Raw genomic sequence first — 24931 nt, 5'->3', positions numbered from 1 at the left:
CGTTTGTTTGCACTGCGGCAAAACCGGGTGTACAAACGACACTCCGCCGTGTGCAGGAGCAAGGCTCCGCGGGAGGTTGTCGTGAGTGCAAGTCAGCCGGCCAACCGGCGCGAGGTCATTACCACGCGCGATATCCGCAACCGGAAGGGCGGCACGCCCATCGTGTGCCTGACGGCGTATACCGCGCCGATGGCGCGTCTGCTGGACCCGCATGTGGACCTGATCCTTGTCGGGGATTCGCTCGGCAACGTGGTCTACGGCATGGAGACCACGCTGGGCGTCACCCTTGACATGATGATCGCCCACGGCGCCGGCGTCATGCGCAAGGCCAGGCGCGCCTGCGTCGTTGTCGATCTGCCGTTCGGCAGCTATCAGGAATCCCCTCAGCAGGCCTTCCGCAACGCCGCGCGCGTGATGACCGAGACCGGCTGCCGCGCCGTGAAGCTGGAAGGCGGCTCGGAGATGGCGGAGACCATTTCCTTCCTGACGGCGCGCGGCATTCCCGTTCTGGCCCACGTCGGCCTGACGCCGCAGGCGGTCAACGCCATGGGCGGCTTCCGCACCCAGGGCCGCAGCGGTCCGGATGCCGAGCGTATCCTGCGCGACGCCAGCGCCGTGGCCGAGGCCGGCGCCTTTGCCGTTGTCGTCGAGGGCGTGGTGGAACATCTCGCCCGAGAGATCACCAGCCGGATCGAGGTGCCGACCATCGGCATCGGCGCGTCGGCCGCCTGCGACGGCCAGATCCTGGTGAGCGAAGACCTGCTGGGCCTCTATGGCGAGCATCTGCCGAAGTTCGTCAAGCGCTACGCCAACCTTGGCGAGGAGATCGACCGCGCCGTCGCCAACTTCGCCGACGACGTCCGCGCCCGCCGCTTCCCGGATGAGGCGCACGTCTTCAAGGCCGTCGGCGGCGGCCGCTAGGGGGGAAACGCGGTCCATGCCCTGGCGGGCCGAAACCAATGTCTCGTCCGAGGCGGCGCCGCTACCCATCGTGCGCACGGTGGGCGCCCTGCGCACCCGCATCCGCGGCTTCCGGCAGGCCGGCGAGACGGTTGCCCTTGTCCCCACGATGGGTGCCCTGCACGAGGGACACCTTGAGCTGGCCCACCGCGCGGGGGCGGCCTGCGATCGCGTGGTGGCGACGCTTTTCGTCAATCCCAAGCAGTTCGACCGCCCCGACGACCTGGAGCGCTATCCGCGTACCGAGGCGCGCGACGCGGAGTTGCTGGCCGGCGCGGGGTGCCACTTGCTGTTCGCGCCGCCGGCGGAGGAGGTCTATCCCGACGGCTTCGCCACCACGGTGTCCGTCGCGGGCGTCACCGGGTCGATGGAGGGCGCGCACCGTCCCGGCCACTTCGACGGCGTGGCGACCGTCGTTACCAAGCTGCTGCTGCAAGGTCTGCCGGACATCGCCTTCTTCGGCGAGAAGGACTACCAGCAGCTTCAGACCATCCGCCGCATGGTGCGCGACCTTGACATCCCCGTGGCCATCGAGGGCGTGCCGACGGTGCGCGAGGCGGACGGCCTGGCGCTGTCCTCGCGCAATCGCAACCTGACGGCCGAACAGCGCCGCATCGCCCCGGCGCTGGCAAAAACGCTGTACGACATCGCGGCCAGGCTGTCGGGCGGCGGCGTCGATGCCGGCCTCGTGCTGGACGAGGGTCGCGAGGCGCTGCTGCGCGCCGGCTTCGACAGTGTGGACTACCTGGAGCTTCGCGACAGCGCGAACCTGACGCCGCTTGCGCAGGCGGATCGCCCGGCACGCCTGCTCGCCGCCGCATGGCTGGGCCACACGCGGCTGATCGACAACGTCCCGGTGGAATAGAGAGTTCCGCCCGCCGCTCCGGCTGTCCGCGCCCGCTTCAGTTGAAGCAGATTTCGTAGAAGGTGGGGCCGCCGATCTGGCCCGGCTGGATGTATTCCGGCGGCGGCATCACGGGGGTCACCAGCACGCCGTTGAGTGCGCCGAACTGCGGATGGTGGAGAGTGTAGCCCAGCGACGGGATCACGCGGGCGTGGTCGTCGCACAGCAAGAGCGAGAAGGTCTCCCGCATCGCGTTGGGCAGCGTGAAATGCGGATAGGCGGTGATCTTCACCAGGCGCAGGTCGATGTGGCCCATCTGGCTCTCGACCCGCAGCAGCCGGCCGACCAGCGGCTGGAAATGCTCTTTCTTCAACTCGATCATGGCCGGGATCGGCTGCATTCGCGTGTCTCCCCTTATCGCCTTTTGTCGCCGCCTTTTGTCGCCGCCGGGCCGATCAGGCGAAGCAGATTTCGTAGTACGGCGTGCCGTCGTCGGGCGTGCCGGCCTCGGCCGTCGCCTTCGCGCGGCCCTCGACGCGGGTGACGAGCACGCCCTCGATCGCTTCCATGCCGGGGCCGGCGAGGGTGTAGACGTCGCTGCGCGCCTCCATCCCCGGCTCGCCGCGCAGCATCAGGGTGAACGGATGCCGCTTGCGGGCCTCGCCGGCCTCGGGCGCGTCCTTGCCGATGTCCTCCGCCTCGCAGGCGACGAGGGTCAGGGTGTGTTCGTGGCCCAGGTGGGTCACGGTGAAGGTCTCGCCGATTTTCTTGGCGAAGGTCTGCTGGTCGATCGGATCGCTCATGACGTTCCCTTCCGGATCGCGCGGCCGCCAACGGAAAAAGGATGGACGGGCCGGGCGCCGCGGCGCATCGGCCCGTCCGGGGGGTTCGACTATTAGCTGCGGGACGGGTAGATGCCCGTCTGACAGATGATGAAATGCGTGCAGGTCGACGGCTGCATGATGTTGAAGGGCATCCCTGCGCCGGCGTTGCCGACCGCGACGCTGCCCGTCACCGGCGCGGGCGCCATCGTCTCGGAGCCGCTGGAGGTGTAGGCGTTGGCGGGATTTTTCTGCAGCCCGTCCGGAACATTGGTCTTCGCCAGCACATTCCCCGCAGGGTCGTCCGTGTCAGCGGCATCGCCGCTTGCCTGGATCTGGGCCGCGGCGTTCGAAAGCTGCGCCGGATGGTTGTGCGGCGGCATTTCGGCGACGGTCAGGGTCTGCGTTTCCACGCCCCACATCTGGCCGGGCGCGCGCGGCGTGGTGCCGGCGCCGTTGCCCGCGCCCACCGGCACGCGCCCGCGCAGGTCCGGCAGGGCGAAGGTCGTCTGCCCGTCGCCGCCGTATTGCGTGGCCAGCAGCGAGAACAGCGCGCTGTTCGCCGAGACGGCGATAAGCTGACCGTGGCAGAACGCCCAGGTCCGCGGCGCGAAGTTGCCGCCGAACATCATGATCGTCGCCATTGTGCCTTCCATACGAGAAGCCCCCTCTATCGTTCGTTCGCGGGCGCGGCGGATCGGTGGCGCCCCGGTTTCCCCTGAGTCGATGCGGCCCCGCCCGTCCGGCAAGGGGCTGTCGCACTTGGCCGTCAAGTCGTTCGATGCCCGCGCGGACCGTCGTGTGCCGCGCGGCGGAAAGATGTTAGAAGCGGATATTGCCGACTTCAACCGGCAATCTTATCTGTTACACAAATATCTAGTTTTGGTCGCAACAATAGCCACCGTATTTGCCGCCAAGTCCGTTGGTTGCTGAACAGGCGCCGCCGGGATGCCCGGCACTGCTTCCGCCGCAGTCCACGGAGTCTTGCCGACCGATGTAACGCGGACGCCCGCTTTCCCCATTATCAGTTGCAGTATCATCGATTCGTGCCCGATTTAGTTTTGTTTTTACCACCACCGATGGATAAGATAACGCGCATTCAGGTATGGGCCGCCTGCAAGCGACGCGCGCGGCCATAGGGCGTGGAGGATCGAGGCGATGTGGACAATGCGGCGCGACTCCAGGCGGGCGGCTGGCGATGCGTCCCGGCACGGCGTATCCGGCTCTGTCGCCTCGGAACGCCACGATTCCGCGCTGGCCGGGAACGGCTTGCCGGCCGAGTCGCTGACCGCCCTGGCGCTGGAACCCCGGCTGCTGCTGGACGCCGCGGCGGCGGCCACGGGGGCGGAGGCCGCGCAGCAGGACGACGACGGCGCCGCCACCGCGCCCGACGACGGCGGCAGCAGCGCGCCGAAGGATGCCGGCGACGCCGCGCCGGGTGATGCGGCGGCGGCAAGGGCGCTGGCCGAATTGGGCGAAAACGGCGGCCGCAACGAGATCGTCTTCGTCGATACCTCCGTCCAGGACTGGCAGACGCTGGTCGACGGCGTCGATCCAAGTGCCGAGGTCGTCTTCATCGGCAAAGGCCAGGATGGGCTTTCCGCGATGGCGGACGCGGTGCGGGGCCGGGACGACATCGATGCCGTGCATATCGTCAGCCACGGCTACGCCGGCGGGCTGTACCTGGGCCGTCATGCCGTCACCTCGAACGACCTGGGTGCTTCCGCCGATGACCTTCGGGTGTTTGGCAATGCCCTGTCTGATGATGCCGATATTCTCATCTACGGCTGCAACGTCGCGCAGGGTGAGGCCGGCGCGGCCTTTGTGGATCGGCTGTCGGCGCTGACCGGCGCGGATGTTGGGGCATCGACCGACATGACCGGCACGGACGATTGGGACTTCGAATACAACGCCGGAGTCGTGGAAAGTGGTTCGGCGTTCTCGGCCGCCGCGATGACCGGCTTCGGCGGGTCGCTCGCCACCATCGTCGTCGACTCCACCGCCGATACGATCGCGGCGGATGGTGTCACGACATTCAGGGAGGCTATCCAGCAGGCCGATGGCACGGCCGCCGACGATACGATCGTCTTCGACGCCGGCATCGCTGGCCAAACCATCAGCTTGAGTAACGACGTGACGGACAGGGGACTGGGCGACTTCTTCGACCAGGGAAGCCTTACGATTGATGGTGACGCGGACGGCGACGGACAGGCAGACATCACAATAGATGGTGGCGGCAATCAGGGTCTTATTTTTACGGCGAACGACGAGATTTTAAGCATAAAAAACATTACTTTGACAAATTTCCAGGATCAAAGCGGGTCCAATCTTGGTGGCGCGGTTCATGTTCAGGACCTTGATGCGCCCGCAACGCCCATTGACGTAACGTTTACGAATGTGACGTTCACGAATAACCGAACAATTGGCAATGGAGATGGTGGTGCCTTTAGTCTCGTTGATGTTGGGGCAGTTTCTATTGATGGCATAATAGTTGAGGGTAACTCCAGTGAGCGTGATGGGGGTGGTGGATCAATTAGAGATTACACAAGTATAAGTATTTTTGATTCAGAATTTATAAACAATTCGGCTCAACGACAAGCTGGCGGCTTAAAAATTACCGGTGATAACAGTGTAGATGTATCGAATTCTTTATTTGTGAAAAACACCGTATCTGGTGGTGACGCCGGAGTTCTCTCGGGCGGCGGCCTTATGTTGGATGGAGTCGGATCGACAACATTTGAGAATGTGACCATTGCCGATAATAATGTGACGAACTCAGGTGGGGGAACCGCGGTCGGCGGTGGAATCATCTTAAATGCGCAAACGGTCTCGCTTGAAAATACACTGATATCCGGGAACACGACTGACGATACCGATCCAAACGTGTCCGGTACCGCAACCAACGTAAACGGCAGTTCCTTGATCGGCGGCTCGGTCGCCTTCGTTGATTCGGCAAACGATGACTATCGTTTGGCGCAAACCGATACGGACGCCATCGACCAGGGCGACAACTCGTTGGTCGATGCGGCTCTCGACATCCGCGGCGTCGACCGTATCCGCCAGGGCGAGGTGGATATCGGCGCGTTCGAATCGCCGTTCGATTTCGTTTCGTCGGGCGTTTCCAACCCCGGCACGGCGCCGGATGCAGACCTGAACGGCGCGGACGGCGGCGGCAACGACTTCACGACGGCTTTCTCGTCGGGCGTCAACATCGTCGACAGCGACGCCACGTTGATCCAGGGCGACAGCGACACCACGCTGACCAGCCTTACCGCCACCATCACCAACGTGCAGGACGCCGGGCAGGAAACGCTGTCGTTGACGGCGATGCAGGTGACGGCGGCGGCGCAGAACGGCATCACGGTATCCGGCAACAACAGCGCGACGCTGACGCTCTCGGGCGGTGCGGCACTTACCGATTATCAGACCGTGCTGCGGCAGATCGTCTACGACAACGCCGCCGGCTCGCCGACGGGCGCCAGCCGCGACATCGACGTGCAGGCGAACGACGACCTCAGCGGTACCGTCCGCACCGCCACCATCTCGTTCAACGCGCCGCCGCAGGTCACGACCACAGGCGGCTCGGCGGCCTTCGCGGAGGACGGCGGGGCGATTGCCGTCGATGCCGGGCTGACGGTCAGCGAGCCGGACGGCGAAAACATCGACAGCGCCACCGTCAGTATCCAGGGCGGCGTCCTCGACGCCGGGGCGGAAACGCTGGCGGTTACCGATCAACTCGGCATCACGTCCAGCTACGACGGCACGACGGGCGTTCTGACCTTGAGCGGCACCACCACGGCCGCGAACTACCAGACGGTCCTGCGGACGCTGACCTACAACAACACGGCGCAGGCGCCCGATACCGCCACGCGCACCATATCGATCACCACCACCGACGCCCAGGGCAGCACCAGTTCGGCGGCCACGCGCGACGTCACCGTCGATTCGGCCCCCGACATCACGCAGGTGGCGGTGGCCGACGGGACGTACGGCATTGGCGACGACATCGACGTCACCGTCACCTTCGACGGCAACGTCACGGTCGATACGGCCGGCGGCACGCCCAGCGTCGACATCGTCATCGACGGCAACACGCGCCAGGCCGACTTCGTCAGCGTTGCCGGCGCGGACGCGACATTCCGCTATACCGTGGCCGACGGCGACACCGGCGCGGGCAACGACACCGACGGCGTGGACGTGGCGGCGAACAGCCTGGCGCTGAACGGCGGCACCATCGCGGATGCCGACGGCGACACCGCCGATCTGACGCATGCGGCAGCGAACGACGGCGGCGAGACGGTGGATGCGCACATCGCGGCGCCCTCGGTCACCTCGCCGATCTCGGGCGACGGCGTCGTCAACGCGGGCGAGGCGGGCTCGATCTCCGTTTCCGTCACCGGGGCGGAGGCGGGCGCCACCGTGAACCTGTCGATTTCCAGCAGCGGCGGCGGCGGGCCGGTGACGGCCATGGGTGCAGCCGACGGCTCGGGCAACATCACTTTCAACGCGGTGGACCTGGGGGCGCTGACCGACGGCACGCTGACGATCTCGGCCACGCAGACGGACGGCGCCGGGAATACATCGACGGCGGGCACGGCGGGGGCGCAGCTCGACACGGCGGCGCCGACGGTGGGGACGCCGGATATCGTGGCGGGCTCCGACACCGGCGTGTCGAATTCCGACGATCTGACCTCGGACACGACGCCAAGCATCGACGTGAGCGCCAGCGACACGCTGTCGGGCGTGCCCGACGGCACCACGGTCGCCATCGACGTGGACCTCGACAACGACGGCGACTTCACCGACCCCGGCGAGGCAGGCTATGCGACCGGCACGCTCTCCGGCGGCGCCGTGACGATCGACCTGCCCGCGCTGGCCGACGGCAGCTACCGGGCGCGGGCGCGCGTCACCGACGTGGCCGGGAACGAGGGCACCAGCGGCGTGCTGACCTTCGACGTGGACAGCACCGACCCCGTGCTGAACGGCAGCCTGTCGCTGTTCGAGAACGAGGGACCGGGAGATACGGCGGGCACGGTGGGCCTGACGGACGCCAGCAACACGACTTTCGCGCTCAACGACGATGCCGGCGGGCGCTTCCAGATCGATGCGAACACCGGGGCCGTGACGGTGACCGCGGGCACCAGCTTCGACGCCGAGACCGAGGCCAGCATCCCGATTACGGTGCAGGCGACCGACGACGCCGGCAACAGCGCGACCCAGGTCTTCAACATCGCCATAAACAACGTCAACGAGGCGCCGGTTATCGGCGGCGTGGCGGGCGAGACCTCCGGCGTCGTGGCCGGCACGGGCGCCACGGCGGTCAGCGGCCTTGGCGACGCGACGCTGGCCGACGTGGATTCCGCCGACTTCAGCGGCGGCACGCTCACCATTGCCCAGAACGCGGGCACCGCGAACGGAAGCTGGGGCCTCGACGGCACGACGGCGACCTCCGGCGGCGACGGGACGATGGCCGCGGGCGAGACGGTGAGCGTCGGCGGTGTGGCCATCGGTACGGTGAACGCCGTGAACGACGGGCAGGGCGGCAACACCCTGACGCTGGACCTGGGCGCGAACGCGACGCCGGCGCGGTTGCAGACGCTGCTGCAAGCGATGACCTACGATGCGCCGTCGGGTCTGGGCACGCGCGATTTCACCCTGACCGTGGTGGATAACGACGGCATAGCGAACGGCGGCGACGAGGACGCGAGCGCGGCCTTCACCATCGACGTGACGCCGAACCCGCCCGTCCTCTCCGGCCTTGACGGCGAAAGCCGTACCTATGCCGAGGGCGCGGCGGCCGTGTTGCTGGATTCCGGCGGCGACGCCACGGTCACGGACGCCGACTCCGCCGACTTCGACGGCGGCGCGTTGACCGTGTCGATCACGGCCGGTGGCGCGGCGGCCGAGGATGTGCTGGAGATCGTGGACAACGGCGCGATCTCCGTCACCGGGACCGAGGTGTTCTTCGATCCCGGCGGCGGGCCGGTGAAGATCGGCGACATCGCCGGCGGCACCGGCGGGGCGGACCTCGTCGTCACGCTGAACGCCAATGCCAAGCCGGGCGACGGCTCGGTGGATGCACTGCTGCGCGCCGTCGCCTATCGCAACACCGACGGCGACTCGCCCACCACGGGCACGCGGACGGTCGAGGTGACGGTCTCTGACGCCGCCGCCGGCTCCAACCCCGCGACCAGTGCGGTAAACACCGTCAGCGTCGATGTGACCGGCGTCAACGACGCGCCGACGCTTGCGGGCGGTCCGTTCGACCTGGGCACGACGGACGAGGACACGACGACGGGCGGCACGGCGGTGTCCGCGATTCTGGCCGGGCTCACGGCCGGGGACGTGGACGCGGGCGCATCCTCCGGCGTCGCGGTGGTGGCCAGCACGGGCAACGGCACCTGGCAGTTCTCCACCGACGGCGGGACGACCTGGAGCGACCTGGGTGCGGTCTCCGACGCCAACGCCCGTCTGCTGGATACGGCGGCGCAGCTTCGCTACGTACCGGACGGCGAGAACGGCGAAACCGCGACGCTGGACGTGCGGGCCTGGGACCAGACTACCGGCGCGGTGGGCGGCGTGGCGGACGCCTCGTCGAACGGCGGCACCGCTGCATTTTCGACCGGCACGGCAACAGCCTCGCTCACCGTCGATGGCCTGAACGACGCGCCGACGCTTGCGGGCGGTCCGTTCGACCTGGGCACGACGGACGAGGACACGACGACCGGCGGCACGGCGGTGTCCGCGATCCTGGCCGGGCTCACCGCCGACGACGTGGACGCGGGTGCATCCTCCGGCATCGCGGTGGTGGCCAGCACCGGCAACGGCACCTGGCAGTTCTCCACCGACGGCGGGACGACCTGGAGCGACCTGGGCGCGGTCTCCGACGCCAACGCCCGGCTGCTGGATGCGGCGGCGCAGCTTCGCTACGTACCGGACGGCGAGAACGGCGAAACCGCGACGCTGGACGTGCGGGCCTGGGACCAGACTACCGGCGCGGTGGGCGGCGTGGCGGACGCCTCGTCGAACGGCGGTGCCACGGCCTTCTCCGCCGGCACCGCCACCGCCTCGCTCACGGTCGACAGCGTCAACGATGCGCCGACCACCACGGGCGCCACGACGCTGAACATTGCCGAGGACGGCACCGTCACGCTGACCACGGCGGACTTCAACTTCACCGATATAGACGCGGGCGATGCCCTGAACGGCGTGCGCATCGACGTCGCACCCTCCGACGGGACGCTGTTCGTCGATGGCAACGGCGACGGCAGCGCGGGTGCAGGCGAAACCTTGACCGCCGGCAGCGTCGTGGCGCAGGCGGACATCGATGCCGGGCGCCTGAAATATCGGCCGGACGCGAACTTCAACGGCTCGGATTCCCTGGCCTACACGGTCCGCGATAGCGGCGGCACCTTCGCGGCCGCGCAGACGAACCTCACCATCCAGGTGGCGGCCGTCAACGACGCGCCGATGGTGGAAGGGCAGTTGGCCGACCAAACGGCGGCGATTGGCGAGGAATTGTCGTTCCAGCTTCCCGCCGGCATCTTCGACGACATTGAGGACAGCGGTGCGCTGACGCTCTCGGCAAGCCGCGCGGATGGCTCGGCCCTGCCGGGCTGGCTGAGCTTCGACGCGGCGACGCGGACGTTCTCCGGCGAGCCGGGCGATGGCGACACCGGCAGCTTCCAGGTTCGCGTCACCGCCGAAGACAGCGGCGGCGCGACCGCCAGCACGACCTTCGCGGTGACCGTCGAATCCGGCACCACCGCGCCGCCCGCGATCGAGGTCCTGAATCGTGGCCCCGTGCGCATCGCCCTTGTCGAGACGGCGGAAGGCACCGCGCAGGTGGCCTTTGCGGAGAACGTCTCCGGCAACGGGGTCGAAGCGGTGCTGGGCAGCTTGAACCGCGGCAACTCGCCCCTGTCGCGCAGCTTCGCGGACTCCGCCTCCGAAAGCGGCCCCGCCAACGAGGTGTTCGAGGCGGCGCTGGGCGATCCGCGGACGAGTCTGGCGCTGCAGCGGCTGGCCGGGGAGGCCGATCAGGCGCTGATTTACGAGGACGGCGCGTGGCGACCGCTCGACCTGGAGACGCTGCTGGGTCTTGGCGGCGAGGATTCCGGCGGTGGGCAGGCCGCCGTGCAGCCAGCCGAGGACGCGGAGCCTGTACGTACCGCCGCCGGTGCGGACACCGGCGGTGGAGGCGACGCGGCTTCCGAGGCCCAGCCGGGCCGGGTGGCGGCGGAGCGCGCGGCGGGCCGGGCGCACTGGATCGATCTTGCCGCCGCCGCGCTTGCCGACGGCGACAACGGGTCGGCCGGAGGCGATGCGGGGCTTGTCGAGGCGGCTGGCTTCTCGCGCCAAGTGGCACAGCGCGCCGCCGCTTTCGACCGGGATGCCGCCGCACTGGCGGCCGCGCTGACCGGCGGCGCGGGGACGGGAGTGCGAGGCTGATCCGCCCGATGCGCCGCGGCGTGCATCCGGGCGGGCTTAAGGACGATAAGGGCGAGCAGGTTTCCGGCACGGTTTCAAGCGCGATGCCGGAAGCGTTCGAACGAGAGGGGGACTATCTTGCGGGTGGCGGATAGGGGGCGCGCTGCGTCCGGATTTTGGCGGGGCTTTCGCGGTCTGGCGGCGGTGTTGCTGCTGGGCGGGGTGGCTGGCGGCTGCGCGCTGGAGCCGACGCCGCTGACCCAGAAGGACACCGAGGCGCGGATCCAGGAGGATCTGGATTCCATCTTCCGCGAGCAGGAGCCGGTCGACGGACCCGTGACGCTGCACGAGGCGATGGCGCGGGCGGTGATGTATAACCTGGATCATCGGCTGACGGTGATGGAGGAGGCGCTGAAGCAGCGCCAGCTCGACCTGTCGCGCTATGACCTCCTGCCGCGGGTGATGACGGAGGCGGGTTACCGCAGCCGGTCCAACTTCAACGCCTCGTCAAGCCAGGATGTCTTTACGGGTCAGGAAACGCTGACGCCCTCCACCTCGGAGGAGCGCGACATCCTCAGCGCCGACCTGAACGTGGCGTGGAACGTTCTGGACTTCGGCGTCAGCTACTTCACCGCCCGCCAGCAGGCGGACCGGGCGCTGATCGCCTATGAGCAGCGCCGGCGCGTCGTTCACGGCATCATTCAGGACGTGCGCTCGGCGTACTGGCGCGCCGTCGCGGCGCAGCGGCTTGCCAAGCAGGTCGGCCCGTTGCTGGAGCGCGTCGAGAAGGCCCGGAAGGACTCGGCGCGCATCCAGGAGCTTCGCCTGGAATCGCCGATCAAGGCACTGACCTACCGGCGCACGCTGCTGAACGCGAAGCGGAAGCTGCAGGACCTGCGCCGCGACCTGTCGTTGGCGAAGATCGAACTGGCGACGCTGATGAACCTGCCGCCCGACCAGGACTTCGAGGTCGCGATGCCCGGCGGGGCCTCGCTTGAAGTGCCGGAACTGCCGCTCGAACCGCAGGTGATGGAGGATCTGGCGCTGGCCTACCGCCCGGAACTGCGGCGCGAGCAATACCAGGCGCGGGTGAGCGCGGACGAGACCCGCAAGGCGCTGGTCCGGCTGCTTCCCGGCCTTGAGTTCCACACCGGGTATCACCTGAACTCCAACGATTTCCTGGTGAACAACGACTGGGCCGACTACGGCGTGCGGGTGAGTTGGAACCTGCTCAACCTGTTGTCGGCGCCGGCGCGCATCGAGCATGCGGAATCGCAGGAGAAGGTCGCCATATCGCGGCGTCAGGCGCTGTCGATGGCGGTGCTCAGCCAAGTCTACGTCTCGTACAGGAACTACCAGCAGGCGGTGGATATCTTCCGCACCAACGCCGAGGTCGCCGACGTGGAGACGCGCATCGTCGGCCATCTTCGCAAGGAGAGCCAGGCGCGCAGCAGCGGCGAGCTCGCCGTCATCCAGGGCGAGTTGAACGCCCTGATCGCGAAGCTGCGCCGGGACCTGGCCTTCGCCCGCGCCCGCAACGCGCTGGGGCGGGTCTACGTCACCGTCGGCGCCGATCCATTGCCGGATCGTGTCGAGGCGGCCAGCGTGGCGGCCGTGTCCCAGGCGATCAGGACGACGCTCGACGGCTGGCGGAACGGCGAGCTGCACATGCGCTCGGTCAAGCTGGATATCGGCGGCGAACAGGGCGAACCGGAAGCCGGGGCCACGAGTGAGCTGTTCTAGCCATTCATGTTCGGAGCAAGGCGAGAGGCGCGCTTGCGTATGACCGTACGCGGGACTGGGGCTTGGCCGGGCGCCGCGTGCGCCGCCGTCCTGGCCGGTCTCACCCTGTTTGCGTTACCCGCGCCGGCGCAGGAGCAGCCTGCCTCACGGGCGGAGAGCGTTTCGCCCTCGCCGGCCCTGCGGGACATCCTGCGCGAGAACGGCCCCGGACCGCTCGGCCGCTACGAGGCGCGCGGCCTTGTTGAGCCACGGGCCGAGGCCGTGCTGTCCAGCGAGATCGCCGGGCGCATCGTCAAGCTGCCGTTCGACGAGGGCGATGCCTTCGAGGAAGGCGATCTTCTGGTCGGCTTCGACTGCGCCGCCTACAAGGCCCAGCTTGCCGTCGCCGAGGCCGAACTGGAAGCGGCGCGGAAGAAGCTGGAAAACAGCCGTAAGCTGGCGCGTCTGAACTCCATCGGCGACCTGGAAGTGGGGCTCGCCGAGGTCGCGGTGGATCAGGCGGAGGCGACGGTGCGCGGCAAGCGCCTTGTCGTGGAGCGTTGCCGCCTGACGGCACCCTATGACGGCAAGGTGGTGGCGCGGCCGGTCAACCGCTACGAAAGCGTCGGCCAGGACCAGGAACTGCTGAGCGTAATCGCGCTGGGCGCCCCGGAGGTCCGGCTGATCGTGCCCTCCCGCTGGGTTGCGTGGCTGGCGCCGGGGGCGGGCTTTGAACTCAAGGTGGACGAGACGGGTGCGGTTTATCCCGGTGTCGTGGAACGGGTGGGCGCGCGCATTGACCCGGTCAGTCAGACGGTGCAGGTGATCGGGCGCTTCGCGGCGGAAACGCCCGACCTGATCCCGGGCATGAGCGGGACCGCACGCTTCCGGCCCGACGAGCAGGGCTGAGGTCATCCATCACGCGGAATTGCCGCTGGTACATCACCGACGGGTCGGCAGGGCGGATGCAGAGCGACGATCCGAAACTTCGCGGCTTCTCCACCTTCCTGGAACTGGAGCGTGCCGCGCGCCACGCGGAAAGCGTGGAAGCGCTTTCCTTCACCATGGTGAACGAGACGCGCCGGCTGCTGCAGTACCGTCAGGCCGTGCTGGCAAGCGGCGGCGGGACGGCGGGCCTGCGTGTGGACTACGTCTCCGGCGTTTCGGTGGTCGAGCGGGATGCCCCCTTCGTCCGTTGGGTCGGGCGGGCGATGGCGGCGCTGGGCGGTGCGTATGGCGGCGCGCACGGGGAGGCGAAGGCGGCGCCGCGCGCCGTCACGGAAGACGACGTGCCGGCCGAGTTGCGCGATGGCTGGCGGGAATGGGGCGCGGGACAGGTGCTGCTGGTCCCCCTGGTCGCGCCGGACGGAGAGCGCCTGGGGCTGCTGTGGCTGTCCCGGGAAATGCCGTGGCACGCGGGCGACAGTGTCCTCGCCGAACGTCTGGCCGACTGCTACGCCCATGCTTGGCGCGCGCTGGCGGGCAAGCGGGCGGGCCGCCGCCGGCGGCGCTGGCCCCGAGTGCTGACGGCGCTCGCGGTTGCGAGCGCGCTGGGCGCACTGGCCGTGCCGGTGCCGCAAAGCGCGCTGGCGCCGGCCGAGGTGGTGGCCAGCAAGCCGCGTGTCGTCGCCGCGCCGATGAACGGCGTCATCGCGGAGATGCACGTCAGGCCCAACCAGCAGGTGGCGTCCGGCGATGCCCTGTTCAGTTTCGAGGCCAGCGAGCTTGAGAGCGCGGTCGCGGTGGCGGAACGCTCGCTTGCCATCGCCGAGGCCGAGCTGCGCCGCGCCGCGCAGGGCGCGTTCGCGGACCGCGAGCAGACCGCGCAGCTCCGTATCCTGGAGGCCAAGCGCGACCTGCGGGCGGCGGAACTTGCGCACGCGCGCGAACGGCTGTCGCGCGTCACCGTCAAGGCGGAGCAGGCGGGCGTGGCGGTCTATACCGACGCCAACGACTGGATCGGCCGTCCGGTGCAAACGGGGGAACGGGTGATGCAGGTCGCCGACCCCCGGCACACGCGCCTTCGCGTCGACCTCCCAGTGAAGGACGCCATTGCCCTGGAGCCGGGCGCAAAGGTGGCGCTGTTCCTCGACACCGCGCCGCTTGAGCGCATTCCGGCGGTTCTGGAATCGGCCAGCTACGAGGCGCGGGTGACGCCGGGCGACGTGCTGGCCTACCGCGTCCTGGCGGACTTCACGGGTAAGCGCGAGCGTCCGCGCATCGGCCTTAAGGGCACGGCGAAGCTGCTGGGCGATCCGGTGCCGCTGGCGATGTACCTGTTCCGCCGGCCTGTTGCGGCCGCGCGGCAATGGCTTGGGCTGTGACCGGCGCCGCCGCCGTGGCCGCGACGGGCGGGGGAGGCGGCGGCCTGCCCGATGTCCTGCCGCGCCTGCGTGAGGATCTGCAGTTGCTGGAAGGGCCGGCGGCCGCGGACGGCGCGCCGAGCTGGACGGTCTTCGATCCCGTACGCAACAGCTTCTTCCGCATCGGCCGCGTCGCCTTCCTGCTGTTGAGCGAGTGGCACCGCGGTACGCCGGCGGAGGTGGTTTCCGCGGTGAACGACAGCACGACCGCGCGCGTTGGCGCCGCGCAGATGGCGCATTTGCTGCGGTTCCTGGAGACGAACGACCTGATCGCCGGCGACGGCCCCAAGGCGACGGCGCGCCATGCCCGGCGGGCGGCGCAGGCACGGGTATCGCCCTGGCGCTGGCTTCTGCATCGCTATCTGTTCTTCCGCATCCCGCTGGTGCGGCCGGACGGCTTCCTGGATGCGACGCTGCCGCTGGTGCGTCCGCTGATGACGGCCGCCTTCGTGCGGCTTTGCATCGTGCTGGGACTGATCGGGCTGATCCTGGTCATCCGCCAATGGGAAGCGTTCACGCACACCTTCGTCTCCTTCTTCTCGTGGGAGCGTGCGGGCTGGTTCGTTGTCGCGCTGGCCTGTGCCAAGGTGTTCCACGAGCTGGCCCACGGCTATGTCGCCAAGCGCTTCGGCTGCCGGGTGACGACAATGGGCGTGGCGTTCCTGGTGTTCTATCCCGTCCTCTACACCGATACCACCGATGCCTGGCGCCTGACCTCGCGGCGGCAGCGGCTGCTGATCGGCGCGGCGGGGATGCTGGCGGAGCTGATGCTGGCGCTGCTGGCAACCTTCGCCTGGGCTTTTCTGCCCGACGGGCCGGTGCGCAGCGCCACCTTCCTGCTGGCGACCGTGACCTGGACGATGACGCTGCTGGTCAATCTGAACCCGTTTCTGCGCTTCGATGGCTATTACCTGCTGTCCGACTGGCTGGGTATCCAGAACTTGCAGGCGCGCGGCTTCGCGCTTGGGCGGTGGCGGCTGCGCGAGGCGCTGTTCGGCTTCGGCGATCCGGTGCCGGAGCGGTTTCATGCCAGAACACACCGGTTGTTGCTGGTCTATGCCTACTCGACGTGGGTTTGGCGCTTCTTCCTGTTTCTCGGAATTGCGCTCCTGGTCTACACGGTTTTCTTCAAGCTGCTGGGGCTTCTGCTGATGACGGTCGAGCTTGGCTGGTTCATCGGCCGCCCGATCGCGGCGGAGTTCGCGGTCTGGTGGCGGCGGCGGGGCGAGATGCGGCTGAACCTGAACACCCTGATCGCGCTGGCGGTGCTGGGCGGCGTGGTTTTCCTGCTGGCATGGCCGTGGCAGGGCCGGGTCGAGGCGCCGGCGGTGCTACAGGCCGAGCGGCGCGCGACACTCTATCCCCCGGTGGCCGCCCGCATCGTCGAAATCCATGCCCGGCGGGGCGCACGCGTACGCAAGGGCGAGGTGCTCTATCGCCTGGAGGCGCCGGAGCTGTCGCACGAGATCGCCCAGACCCGGCGGCGCATCGCGCTTGGCGAAATGCTGCTGCGCCGGCAGGCGGCGAGCAGTGCGGCACTACAGCGTCTGCACGTGCTGGAGCAGGAACTGGCGGCGGACCGCACGCGTCTGCGCGGGCTGCTCTCGCAGCGCGCGCGCCTGACGGTCCGCGCGCCGGAACCGGGACTCCTGGTCGAGCGGCCGCGCGAACTCCAGGTGGGGCAGTGGGTCGCCCCGAATCAGCCACTGGGCCGTATCGTGTCGCCGGGAAAAGCCGCGCTGCGCGGTTACGTCCGGGGGAGCGACCTGCCGCGCTTCGCACCGGGGGCCAAGGCGCGCTTCTATCCCGAGGATCCGGCCCGGCCACCCCTGGATGCCCGCGTCGCGGATATTGAAAGTGTGAACGCAGCCCGCATCGATATCCCGTATGTGGCTTCCGTCCACGGCGGAACGGTCGCGGTCGAAAGCCGGCGAAGCCGGGATGCCGAGGCGCAGGTTGCCGGCAGCGGACTGGTCCCGCGCGAGGCCGTCTATCGCATCGAACTGCGGCCGGAGGGCGGCAGTGTGGCCCCGCAACAGGTGGTTCGTGGAGCGGTCATGATCGACGGCGAGGCGCGCAGCGTGATCGACCGCCTCTGGCGCACCGCCGCCGCGGTCCTTGTGCGGGAAAGCGGGTTCTGAGGTCCGGGGCCGGGACGAGCCTAATCGTTGAAGCCGCTGCGGCGCTCGTCGACGCTGATCTGGCGGGAAGCGCGGACCGGATTGCCGTTCGCGTCGACGCGGCTGGGCTGCACCGAGACATCGAAGTTCCGCGTGCCGCTGGCCGGTTGCGAGGGTTGCGACGTCCGCTGGGTCTGCTGCCGGCGTTGCGGCTCGCTGCGCAAATCCTGACCAAGCTTGCGGGGGCCTTGCTCTTCGCCGGCGGTGGCGAAGGACATGTCGATGGTCCGTTCGTCGCTTCCGCGCACGAAGGTGGCGCTGCGCGCCTGCACCTGGATCAGTTGCCAGCCGTCGTGTTTCTCGCCAAGCGCCATGCGTAGCGTCTCCTGGCGCGTCGGGTCGTTCAGGATGGCGACGCGCTGGCTGTCGCTCAGCACCACGCCCGACAGCGTCAGCTTCAATGGTGCGACGCGGCGCGGCGCGTCGTCGTCGTTTTCGTCCTGGAGCGGTGGCGGCTGGCGTTTCGTCGAGAACAGGTTCCGCGCGACCACAGGCTCGAACGCGCTGATGCGTGGCAAGTCGACGCTTGGCGCGGGTTCCGGCTCCATCGGGGTTTCGTTCGCGGCGACTTCCACCTTCGCCTGCGCGACGGCGGGAACGTGGGTTCCCTCAAGCTGCTTGCGGACCTGCCAGCCGAGGCCGGCGCACAAACCGGCCAGCAGCAGGACGGGAACCGCGGCGGGCCAGCGGCGGCGTCTCACGATAACTCTCCCAGGCGATAGCCGACGACCGACAGCCGCACCAGCAATTCCTCGGATACGGTCGGCTTGTCGTCCTCGCCTCTTTGCAGGCGCCCGCGCAGGTCGAGTTCCTCGACGAACAGCAGCGGATCGCCGGTTTCCAGTTCGTGCAGGATTGTCCGCACGTCACGAATGTTGGCGACAACCTGGACCCGCAGGCCGACCCGCGTCAGGCCGTCGGCGCTTTCCGCCGGCAGGTTCTGCACCGAGCGCACGTCGCCGCCGGCCTTGCGCATGACGGATCGGACGCGGTCCTGCAGGGCGGCGGCGGCGAGCGCCTCGGTCTTGCCGTAAAGGAAGGCGCCGCTGTTCGACTGGCGCTCGCGAAGCGCCTGCACGCGCTTCTCCAGGCTTTCCCGCCCGCCGGCGACGGCGAGATAGCGCGACAGCAGCTCCTTCTGCTCGCCCAGGCGCTGGCGGGTATCGTCATAGGAGGCCACCACGGGCGCGATTACGGCCACGTAGACAAGGCCTTCCGCCGCCAGCAGCAGCAGCACGGCCGCGACGCGGCGCGCCCAGCGGGGGATGGGGGTGTTCATTCCTTGCCCTCCTCATCCGCCGTGGTGATCCTGGCCGCGACGTCGTAGCGTTCCGCCTCCAGCCGCTGGTCCTGCGTGACGGGCGAGCGGAAGCGGCTCTCGCTGAGCAGCGGCGCCCCCTCCAGCTTGCTGATCAGGTCCGAGGCCTTGTCGGAATAGCCGGTCACCCGGATCTCCTCGCCGTCCAGTGCGAAGTCGATGGCGAAGGTGCCGTCGGGCATCGCCTGCGTCACTTCGTTCAGCAGGGCCAGCGCCGCCGGCTCGTTGCGTTTGCGCTCGAAGACCCGGTCCTCGCGCTCATGCAGCTCGGCAAGCTGCAGGCGCAACGTCTCGACCTGGTTGGCGGCGTTGCGTGCCGCCTCAACCCGGCGCTCGACCGCGGCAAGCTGGCTTTGCAGGTGATGCAACGGCAGGTAGCCGGCCGCGATCGTCAGGCCCAGCGCGGCAATCGCCAGGAGAGCGCTGGCGCGCTTTGCAATACCGCGCGAGGCCGGGCGCTGATCGGACGGCAGCAGGTTGGCCCCCGACCCGGGCCAGGCTTCGATCCGGTCGATATCCAGACCAGCGTGGCGTAAGGCTTTCAACGCCGGGTCGACGTCGTCACGCCGGATGACCTCAAGCTCGGCGTCGAGCCAGCCGCCGCCGCGGTCTACCTCGATCTCGCGGGCACCATAATAGACCTCGTCCTCGGCAAACGGCGTCTGCCGGTCCATGTCGTAGCCCAGCGCCTCGTCCAGGCTGTCGCGCGCGGCCAGGGGCAGGCGCGTGCGCCGGCGCAGCGCCCGCTCGCCGGGGACCCGCAGGACCACCCGGTCGTAGCCGCCACGGCCGCGGCGCACGACCTCGCGGATTGCGCTTCCGGCGGCGGCGGGGTCTTCCGGGTCCAGCGGGATCTCGGCCAACTCGCGATAGCGCACGCCGAAGCGAAGGCGCAGCACGAGCCGGTCGCCGACGATTTCCGCTTCGAAGTCCCGCCGAAGCAGCGTCGGCGCGTTGCGCACATCCTCGGGCAGCAGATCGCGCAGTTCGCACGTCCACCAGCGCCAGGCGCTCCTCGAAGCCGATGTCAAAGCCGTTCCGCCCAGCCGCATCCTGCAGCCTCCCAGTCCTACCGGCCGTGTCCTACCGGCCGTGTCCTACCGGCCGTCCGCCGCGGCGATTGCGACCCGGAAGGGCGGCCACCCCTTGCGCCCCTCTTGCCGCAGGGTCATCTCGATCACGCGCGGCAGTCGTTCGGTTTCCCGCCAAGTGTCATGCCAGCGCGGGTCGTCTTCACCCTCGTCGCGGCCATAGTACCTAAAGTGTACATCTTCTGCATCGTTGAACAACCGTCGCGGGTGTTCTCGCGACTCGTCAAACGCCACCGGTCCATTCGGCCGATACAGCATCCAATCCAGTTGCAGTCCCCGGCCGTCGTCGGCGGGGCCAAGCTCGAAAACGTAGATGCCGATTCCCCCGAGGTGCTGCGGCCAGGGCGCGGCAAAGCGCAGGCGATCGCGCTCTCCCCGGAAGGCGAAGGCATCCTCCGAACTCCTGGAAAAATACGTCAACGACTGCATTTGCGCCATGCGTTTGCGCAAAAATGTGCGTGCCGATTCCGTGTCGTTGGTTTCCGCGATCCGCTCGCCGCCGGCCTCCCAGGCGCGCGCCCCCAGGCGCAGGCCGCCGAACAGCCCGGCGGAGAGCAGGCCGATCAGGGTCAGCGCGACCAGCATTTCGACCAGCGTGAAGCCGGCGGTCGAGCCGCGCCCGCGCGCAGGGCCCTTCATCGCACCTCTCCCATCCGCAAGGTGGTCAGGCCTTGCCGCCGACCATCTGGAGCGATCACCGTCACCTCCACCCGGAACAGCTTCGGCCCCAGTGACTGCGGCTCCTGTCCCTGCGCTTCTGGCGGGAAGGGCTGGATATCGGCGCGCCAGTCGAAGCCGTCCTCGTGGCCAGTATGGACGCCCGGCTCCAGCGGAATGCCCGCGCCGACGTCGGCCAGCCGGCTTTGCGCCCGCTGGACAAGATGGCTGCGTGCCTCCGCCGCGCTGGTGCTGGCGAGGCCCGTGCTGAACGCTTGCAGCAGGGCCACCAGGGCCACCGCCATGATCGTGAAGGCGATCAGCACCTCCAGCAGCGTGAAACCGCCGGGAAAGCCCTTCCTGTTCGGTCGGTCACTATTCGCGCAATTGGACACGGCCGGTCATCCAGTCGATATCGACGCGGTAGGCGCTGTCGCCCTGCTTCAGGGTAACGCCGCCGCCGAGCGCGGTGCCGTCGGGATAGAAACGGAAGCGTGCCCGGCGGCGCTCCGCGTCGATGTCTTCCTGCGTCGTCGTCACCTCGAACTCAAGGTCGCCCGGCAGCTTGCGGCTCTCGCCGCCGGTCCCGATGCTGTAGCGCCCGGCCGAAAGGTCGAGCACAAGCCCCACCGGGTCGCCAGTGCGAACGGCGCGGGCGCGGGTCTCGCGCATGGCGGCGGCCAGCTCGCGCGCGGCCGTGCGCAGCTCGAAGCCGGGCAGGGCGTTCTGTATCCGTGGCGAGGCGAGCGCCAGCATCAACCCCATGATCGCGAAGACCACGAGGAGTTCCACGAGTGTGAAGCCGTTACCGGCGCCTTGCCTCGCCAAAGTGCGACCTACCAGGACGTGATGTCCGCGTTCTCGCCCTCGCCGCCGGGCTGGCCATCCGCGCCAAAGGTCCACAGGTCGTACTGCCCGTGCTCACCCGGATAGCGGTACTGGTAGGGCGTGCCCCACGGATCCGTCAGCGTTTCCGCCTTCTTCAGGTAGGGGCCGTTCCAGCCGTTGACGCCGGCCGGCTTCTCGACCAGCGCGCTCAAACCCTGGGAGTCGGTGGGATAGCTGCCGACCTCGAGACGGTAGAGGTCGAGGACGCTGCCCAGCCGGTCGATCTGGACCTTGGCGGAATCGCGCTTGGCGCTGCCCAGGTACTTGATCACCTGGGGCGCGGCGAAAGCCGAGATCAGGCCCAGGATGACGAGCACCACCAGAAGCTCGATAAGCGTGAAGCCGCGCTGGCGGCGGCGGCGCGCCGTTGCGGCGTTCTTGTTGTCCTTTGCCACGGATGAACCTCTTCGCTGGCTATAGTGGAAGATCGTAAGTGCTCAGGATGGCGGACAGGATCGCGCCGATGATGGTCGCCACGACGGCGCCGAGGACCAGGGTCACAACCGGCACCAGAAGGGAGACCATCTTGCGGGTGTCGCGCCGGACTTCCTCGTCGTAGATGCCGGCCACGGTCATCAGCATCTTGCTGAGCTGGCCGCTGGTCTCGCCCACCTGCATCAACTGCACCGCAAGCGCCGGGAACACCCCCGTCGCTTCCAGCGGCCCCGCCAGGCCCTGGCCGCGGCGAAGCTGCGGCGAGACGGCCGCAAGGTCGCGCGACATCCGGGCGTTGCCGACGGTCTCGATACCCATGTCGAGGGCCGGCACCACGTCGACGCCGTTGGCCAGCAGGGTGCCGAGCGTGCGGCAAAAGCGCGCCGCCTCGCTCTTGCGCACCACCTGGCCGAACACGGGCAGTCGCAGCGCCAAGTCGTCCAGCCGCGCGCGCATGGCATCGCTGCGCCGCATGCGCTGGGCGATCACGAACACCACCAGCGCGCCCACCGGCAGTGTCCACCAGTATTCGCGGAATCCCTGCGAGACGGCAAGCACGGCCTTCGCGGTGAAGGGCAGCGCGGCGCCCGCGTCCTCGAACAGCGGCTCGAATTCGGGGATCACGCCGACCAGCAGGATCACGATCGAGATGCCCGCGGCAATCAGCACCAGGATCGGATAGTTCAGTGCGGCGCGCACCTCATGGGCCAACGCGCGCTGACGTTCCAGGGTGTCGGCCAGGTCCTCCAGCACGCCGTTGAGCGAGCCGCCAGCCTCGCCGGCGCGGACCAGGCCGACGTAGTAGTTGGGAAAGATCTCGCCGCGTTCGCTCAGGGCGTCGGCCAGGCTGGCGCCGCCGCGCACGCGGTCGAGCAGGCCCTGCGCCACGCTGGCGCCGGCGTCCGTCTGCGTCTGCTGGGCGATGGTCGACAGCGCCCGGTCCAACGGCAGGCCCGCTCCCAGGAGGGTGGCAAGCTCGCGCGTGAACAGGACCAGCGCCTCGCCGTCCATGCGCCCGTCGCCGCCCCGGCGGCCGCGCGTCTTGGTCTTGCGCGCGCCTTTGCGGGCGCCGCCTTCGCGCGGTTCGGCCTGCAGCGGCATGTAGCCCTGCTTGCGCAGGTGCTGCACCAGGGCGCGGCGATCGGCGACTTCCATCTCGCCGCTGATGATGTCCCCGGCGGAGTCCACGGCGCGGTAGCTGAAGCGGGGCATGGCGGTCAGGCGTCTCGTGTGGCGCGCAGGACTTCCTCCACCGAGGTCTCCCCGGCGAGGGCCTTGTCCATTCCATCGTCATAGAGCGTGCGCATGCCGCCTTCCACCGCCTGGCGGTGAAGCGCCCGCGAATCGTTGCTCTGCAAGGTGGCGCGGCGCAGGTCGTCGTTCAGGACAAGCGTTTCCAGGATGCTCATACGGCCGCGATAGCCGCTGTCGCCACACTTGCCGCAGCCCTTCGGCCGGTAGAGCGATGCACCCGGCTGCGCGCCGTAGCGCGCGAGGCCCAGATGGTCGAACAGCTCGTCCTCGACCGGATAGGCTTCCCGGCAGTGCGGGCACAGCCGGCGCACCAGCCGCTGCGCGGCGACGCCGTTCACCGTGGCCGTCACCAGATAGTCCTCCACCCCCATGTCGAGCAGGCGGGTGATGGAGCTGGCCGCGTTGTTGGTGTGCAGCGTGGAGAGCACGAGATGGCCCGTCAGCGCCGCCTGCGCGGCGATCTGGGCGGTTTCCAGGTCGCGGATCTCGCCGATCAGGATGATGTCCGGGTCCTGGCGCAGGATGGCGCGCAGCACGTTCGCGAAATCCAGCCCGATGGCGGGTTTCACCTGGATCTGGTTGACCCCTTCGAGCTGGTACTCGATCGGATCCTCGACCGTGATGATCTTGCGGTCCGGCTGGTTCAGCCGGCTCAGCGCGGCGTAGAGCGTGGTGGTCTTGCCGCTGCCGGTCGGGCCGGTGACGAGGAAGATGCCGTTCGGCCGCTCCAGCACGTCAAGGAAGGTGGAGAGGTTGGGGCCCTCGATCCCCAGCGCGCCGAAGTCGAGTGTCACGCTTTCCCGGTCCAGCACGCGCATCACGACGCTCTCGCCATAGAGCGTCGGAATGGTCGAGATACGCAGGTCGATGGGCGTGCCGCGCACCGCCAGCTTGATGCGCCCGTCCTGCGGCAGCCGCCGCTCGGCGATGTTCAGCTTGGCCATGATCTTGATGCGCGAGACGATGGCCGCGCGCATGTTGCCCGGCGGCGGGTCGGCCTCACGCAGCACACCGTCGACGCGGTAGCGCAGGCGGAAGGTGCTCTCGAACGGCTCCAGATGGATGTCGGAGGCGCGCATCTCGATGGCCTGGGTGATGATGCGGTTCACCAGGCGCACGACCGGCGCTTCGCTGGCAAGGTCCTTCAGCCGCTCGATATCGGTATCGAGACCGTCTTCCAGCGCGGTGTCGCTATCCTCGGCATCGAGCCGGCCGGCGCTGTCGCCGTAGAGGCGCTCGATTGCCTGCTCCAGCTCGGCCGGCACGGCGGCATAAGCGTGAATCTGAACGTTGGCGACCAGGGACATCGCCTCGCGCGCGAAGCTGTCGCCCGGATCGGCCATCGCCAGATGCAGGCCCTGTTCGTCCACGTGCAGCGGCAATACCCGCGCCTCCCGCAGGAATCGGGGGCTCAGCCGGTCCTCATAAAGCGCGACGGCGGGGTAGTCCTCGCCCTGCACCACGGTGATGCCATGAAGGTGGGCCAGCGCCTCGGCCAGGTCGCGTTCCGACAGCAATCCCAGTTTCAGCAGCAGGCCGGGCAACGCCTCGCCCGTGCTGTCGCCCACGCGGCGCGCGCGGTCGAGGGCGGCCTCGCTCAGCCGGCCGCTGTCGACCAGATGCCGCGCCAACTGCGCATCGCGCTCGGCCTCCGGCGCCGGTTTGGTGTCTGTGTGCGTTACAGCCATTCGCTCCCTCGTTGGAGCAGTCTATAAGTTTTGTCGCTCATTGCGCAGCACTCTATCGGATCGCACGCCCACCCGCCTAGCCAAAATCGCGCGTCGATTGAGTTAGGCATGGCCCACTACACTAAAGAAATGAACGTGGCCGAATCCGCGTGCCACCTTCCGCAAAATCCGGCCACCTCAGCGAAGCTGCCGGGTCCACGGCGGCAGGGACAAGTCGAATTTGAGATTATTCCGTGACACTCGCATCCTTCATTTATCTTCATTTATGGAGTCCTCCGGA

At 68.5% G+C, this 24931-nt stretch carries 20 protein-coding genes; 8 read left to right on the top strand and 12 right to left on the bottom strand.

Annotation, left to right across the window (positions count from 1 at the left end; genetic code table 11):
• Window positions 1-81: 81 nt before the first annotated feature.
• Both panB and panC read left to right on the top strand, forming a co-directional pair.
• A complete protein-coding gene (gene panB, locus DRB17_RS04700; protein WP_114581026.1) occupies window positions 82-921 on the top strand; it encodes a 3-methyl-2-oxobutanoate hydroxymethyltransferase in 840 nt (279 codons plus the stop codon).
• Window positions 922-937: 16 nt separating this feature from the next.
• Window positions 938-1825 (top strand): pantoate--beta-alanine ligase, encoded by an 888-nt coding sequence (panC, locus tag DRB17_RS04695; protein ID WP_114581025.1) that lies wholly within the window; start codon window positions 938-940, stop codon window positions 1823-1825.
• A 37-nt stretch (window positions 1826-1862) separates the two neighbouring features.
• On the opposite strand, the gene DRB17_RS04690 is transcribed toward panC, so the two are convergent.
• The 3 genes from DRB17_RS04690 to DRB17_RS04680 form a co-directional block, all read right to left on the bottom strand.
• Complete coding sequence (locus DRB17_RS04690) at window positions 1863-2204, bottom strand: DUF6916 family protein (RefSeq protein WP_114581024.1); 342 nt, start codon at window positions 2202-2204, stop codon at window positions 1863-1865.
• Between the two features lie 55 nt (window positions 2205-2259).
• Window positions 2260-2607 (bottom strand): DUF6916 family protein, encoded by a 348-nt coding sequence (locus DRB17_RS04685; RefSeq protein WP_114581023.1) that lies wholly within the window; start codon window positions 2605-2607, stop codon window positions 2260-2262.
• Window positions 2608-2699: 92 nt separating this feature from the next.
• Window positions 2700-3269 carry a phage tail protein gene (locus DRB17_RS04680; RefSeq protein WP_206607780.1) on the bottom strand — a complete coding sequence of 190 codons (570 nt, stop codon included), beginning with the start codon at window positions 3267-3269 and terminating at the stop codon, window positions 2700-2702.
• A gap of 118 nt (window positions 3270-3387) precedes the next feature.
• On the opposite strand from DRB17_RS04680, the gene DRB17_RS20515 reads away from it, so the two are divergent.
• From DRB17_RS20515 to DRB17_RS04655, 6 genes are all read left to right on the top strand, one after another.
• On the top strand, window positions 3388-3558 hold the full coding sequence (locus tag DRB17_RS20515) for a hypothetical protein (protein ID WP_153242356.1): 171 nt from the start codon (window positions 3388-3390) through the stop codon (window positions 3556-3558).
• A 225-nt stretch (window positions 3559-3783) separates the two neighbouring features.
• The gene (locus tag DRB17_RS04675; protein WP_147274804.1) at window positions 3784-11076 is read left to right on the top strand and encodes a DUF4347 domain-containing protein; all 7293 of its coding nucleotides are present in this window, start codon (window positions 3784-3786) and stop codon (window positions 11074-11076) included.
• A gap of 186 nt (window positions 11077-11262) precedes the next feature.
• Window positions 11263-12798, top strand: coding sequence for a TolC family protein (locus tag DRB17_RS04670; RefSeq protein WP_206607779.1), 1536 nt, complete (start codon window positions 11263-11265; stop codon window positions 12796-12798).
• A 39-nt stretch (window positions 12799-12837) separates the two neighbouring features.
• A complete protein-coding gene (locus tag DRB17_RS04665; RefSeq protein WP_161958699.1) occupies window positions 12838-13686 on the top strand; it encodes an efflux RND transporter periplasmic adaptor subunit in 849 nt (282 codons plus the stop codon).
• A gap of 56 nt (window positions 13687-13742) precedes the next feature.
• Window positions 13743-15101 carry an efflux RND transporter periplasmic adaptor subunit gene (locus DRB17_RS04660; RefSeq protein ID WP_114581019.1) on the top strand — a complete coding sequence of 453 codons (1359 nt, stop codon included), beginning with the start codon at window positions 13743-13745 and terminating at the stop codon, window positions 15099-15101.
• Window positions 15086-17281 (top strand): site-2 protease family protein, encoded by a 2196-nt coding sequence (locus DRB17_RS04655; RefSeq protein WP_147274803.1) that lies wholly within the window; start codon window positions 15086-15088, stop codon window positions 17279-17281. The genes DRB17_RS04660 and DRB17_RS04655 overlap by 16 nt, the downstream gene beginning before the upstream one ends.
• A 20-nt stretch (window positions 17282-17301) precedes the next feature.
• On the opposite strand, the gene DRB17_RS04650 is transcribed toward DRB17_RS04655, so the two are convergent.
• The 9 genes from DRB17_RS04650 to gspE are packed head-to-tail and all read right to left on the bottom strand — an operon-like array spanning window position 17302 to window position 24651.
• Window positions 17302-18021 carry a hypothetical protein gene (locus tag DRB17_RS04650; RefSeq protein ID WP_114581017.1) on the bottom strand — a complete coding sequence of 240 codons (720 nt, stop codon included), beginning with the start codon at window positions 18019-18021 and terminating at the stop codon, window positions 17302-17304.
• A complete protein-coding gene (gene gspM, locus DRB17_RS04645; protein ID WP_114581016.1) occupies window positions 18018-18599 on the bottom strand; it encodes a type II secretion system protein GspM in 582 nt (193 codons plus the stop codon). The genes DRB17_RS04650 and gspM overlap by 4 nt, the downstream gene beginning before the upstream one ends.
• Window positions 18596-19690, bottom strand: coding sequence for a PilN domain-containing protein (locus DRB17_RS04640; RefSeq protein WP_114581015.1), 1095 nt, complete (start codon window positions 19688-19690; stop codon window positions 18596-18598). Before DRB17_RS04640 ends, gspM begins: the two co-directional genes overlap by 4 nt.
• 45 nt (window positions 19691-19735) lie before the next feature.
• On the bottom strand, window positions 19736-20368 hold the full coding sequence (locus tag DRB17_RS04635) for a prepilin-type N-terminal cleavage/methylation domain-containing protein (protein WP_114581014.1): 633 nt from the start codon (window positions 20366-20368) through the stop codon (window positions 19736-19738).
• The gene (locus tag DRB17_RS04630) at window positions 20365-20781 is read right to left on the bottom strand and encodes a type IV pilus modification PilV family protein (protein ID WP_114581013.1); all 417 of its coding nucleotides are present in this window, start codon (window positions 20779-20781) and stop codon (window positions 20365-20367) included. The genes DRB17_RS04635 and DRB17_RS04630 overlap by 4 nt, the downstream gene beginning before the upstream one ends.
• Entirely contained in the window at window positions 20762-21214 is a 453-nt protein-coding gene (locus tag DRB17_RS04625; protein ID WP_147274802.1) for a GspH/FimT family pseudopilin, read from the bottom strand. Before DRB17_RS04625 ends, DRB17_RS04630 begins: the two co-directional genes overlap by 20 nt.
• Before the next feature lie 8 nt (window positions 21215-21222).
• Window positions 21223-21669: a type II secretion system major pseudopilin GspG gene (gene gspG, locus DRB17_RS04620; RefSeq protein WP_114581011.1), complete on the bottom strand. Its 447-nt coding sequence runs from the start codon at window positions 21667-21669 to the stop codon at window positions 21223-21225.
• Between the two features lie 19 nt (window positions 21670-21688).
• Window positions 21689-22921: a type II secretion system F family protein gene (locus DRB17_RS04615; RefSeq protein ID WP_114581010.1), complete on the bottom strand. Its 1233-nt coding sequence runs from the start codon at window positions 22919-22921 to the stop codon at window positions 21689-21691.
• Window positions 22922-22926: 5 nt separating this feature from the next.
• Window positions 22927-24651 (bottom strand): type II secretion system ATPase GspE, encoded by a 1725-nt coding sequence (gene gspE / locus DRB17_RS04610; protein WP_114581009.1) that lies wholly within the window; start codon window positions 24649-24651, stop codon window positions 22927-22929.
• Window positions 24652-24931 lie beyond the last annotated feature (280 nt).

The organism is Ferruginivarius sediminum (assembly GCF_003344765.1).
Classification (GTDB): domain Bacteria; phylum Pseudomonadota; class Alphaproteobacteria; order Kiloniellales; family Rhodovibrionaceae; genus Ferruginivarius; species Ferruginivarius sediminum.
Note: the sequence above shows the minus strand (reverse complement) of the source record. Positions and strands in the feature narration are given on the sequence as shown.

Coding starts and splice junctions, on each gene's coding strand:
- DRB17_RS04675 (WP_147274804.1), top strand. CDS start 3,784: ATGTGGACAATGCGGCGCGACTCCAGGCGGGCGGCTGGCGATGCGTCC.
- DRB17_RS04690 (WP_114581024.1), bottom strand. CDS start 2,204: ATGCAGCCGATCCCGGCCATGATCGAGTTGAAGAAAGAGCATTTCCAG.
- gspE (WP_114581009.1), bottom strand. CDS start 24,651: ATGGCTGTAACGCACACAGACACCAAACCGGCGCCGGAGGCCGAGCGC.
- panC (WP_114581025.1), top strand. CDS start 938: ATGCCCTGGCGGGCCGAAACCAATGTCTCGTCCGAGGCGGCGCCGCTA.
- DRB17_RS04685 (WP_114581023.1), bottom strand. CDS start 2,607: ATGAGCGATCCGATCGACCAGCAGACCTTCGCCAAGAAAATCGGCGAG.
- DRB17_RS04665 (WP_161958699.1), top strand. CDS start 12,838: ATGACCGTACGCGGGACTGGGGCTTGGCCGGGCGCCGCGTGCGCCGCC.
- DRB17_RS04660 (WP_114581019.1), top strand. CDS start 13,743: ATGCAGAGCGACGATCCGAAACTTCGCGGCTTCTCCACCTTCCTGGAA.
- DRB17_RS04655 (WP_147274803.1), top strand. CDS start 15,086: ATGGCTTGGGCTGTGACCGGCGCCGCCGCCGTGGCCGCGACGGGCGGG.
- gspM (WP_114581016.1), bottom strand. CDS start 18,599: ATGAACACCCCCATCCCCCGCTGGGCGCGCCGCGTCGCGGCCGTGCTG.
- DRB17_RS04615 (WP_114581010.1), bottom strand. CDS start 22,921: ATGCCCCGCTTCAGCTACCGCGCCGTGGACTCCGCCGGGGACATCATC.
- DRB17_RS04635 (WP_114581014.1), bottom strand. CDS start 20,368: ATGAAGGGCCCTGCGCGCGGGCGCGGCTCGACCGCCGGCTTCACGCTG.
- DRB17_RS04640 (WP_114581015.1), bottom strand. CDS start 19,690: ATGCGGCTGGGCGGAACGGCTTTGACATCGGCTTCGAGGAGCGCCTGG.
- DRB17_RS04680 (WP_206607780.1), bottom strand. CDS start 3,269: ATGGCGACGATCATGATGTTCGGCGGCAACTTCGCGCCGCGGACCTGG.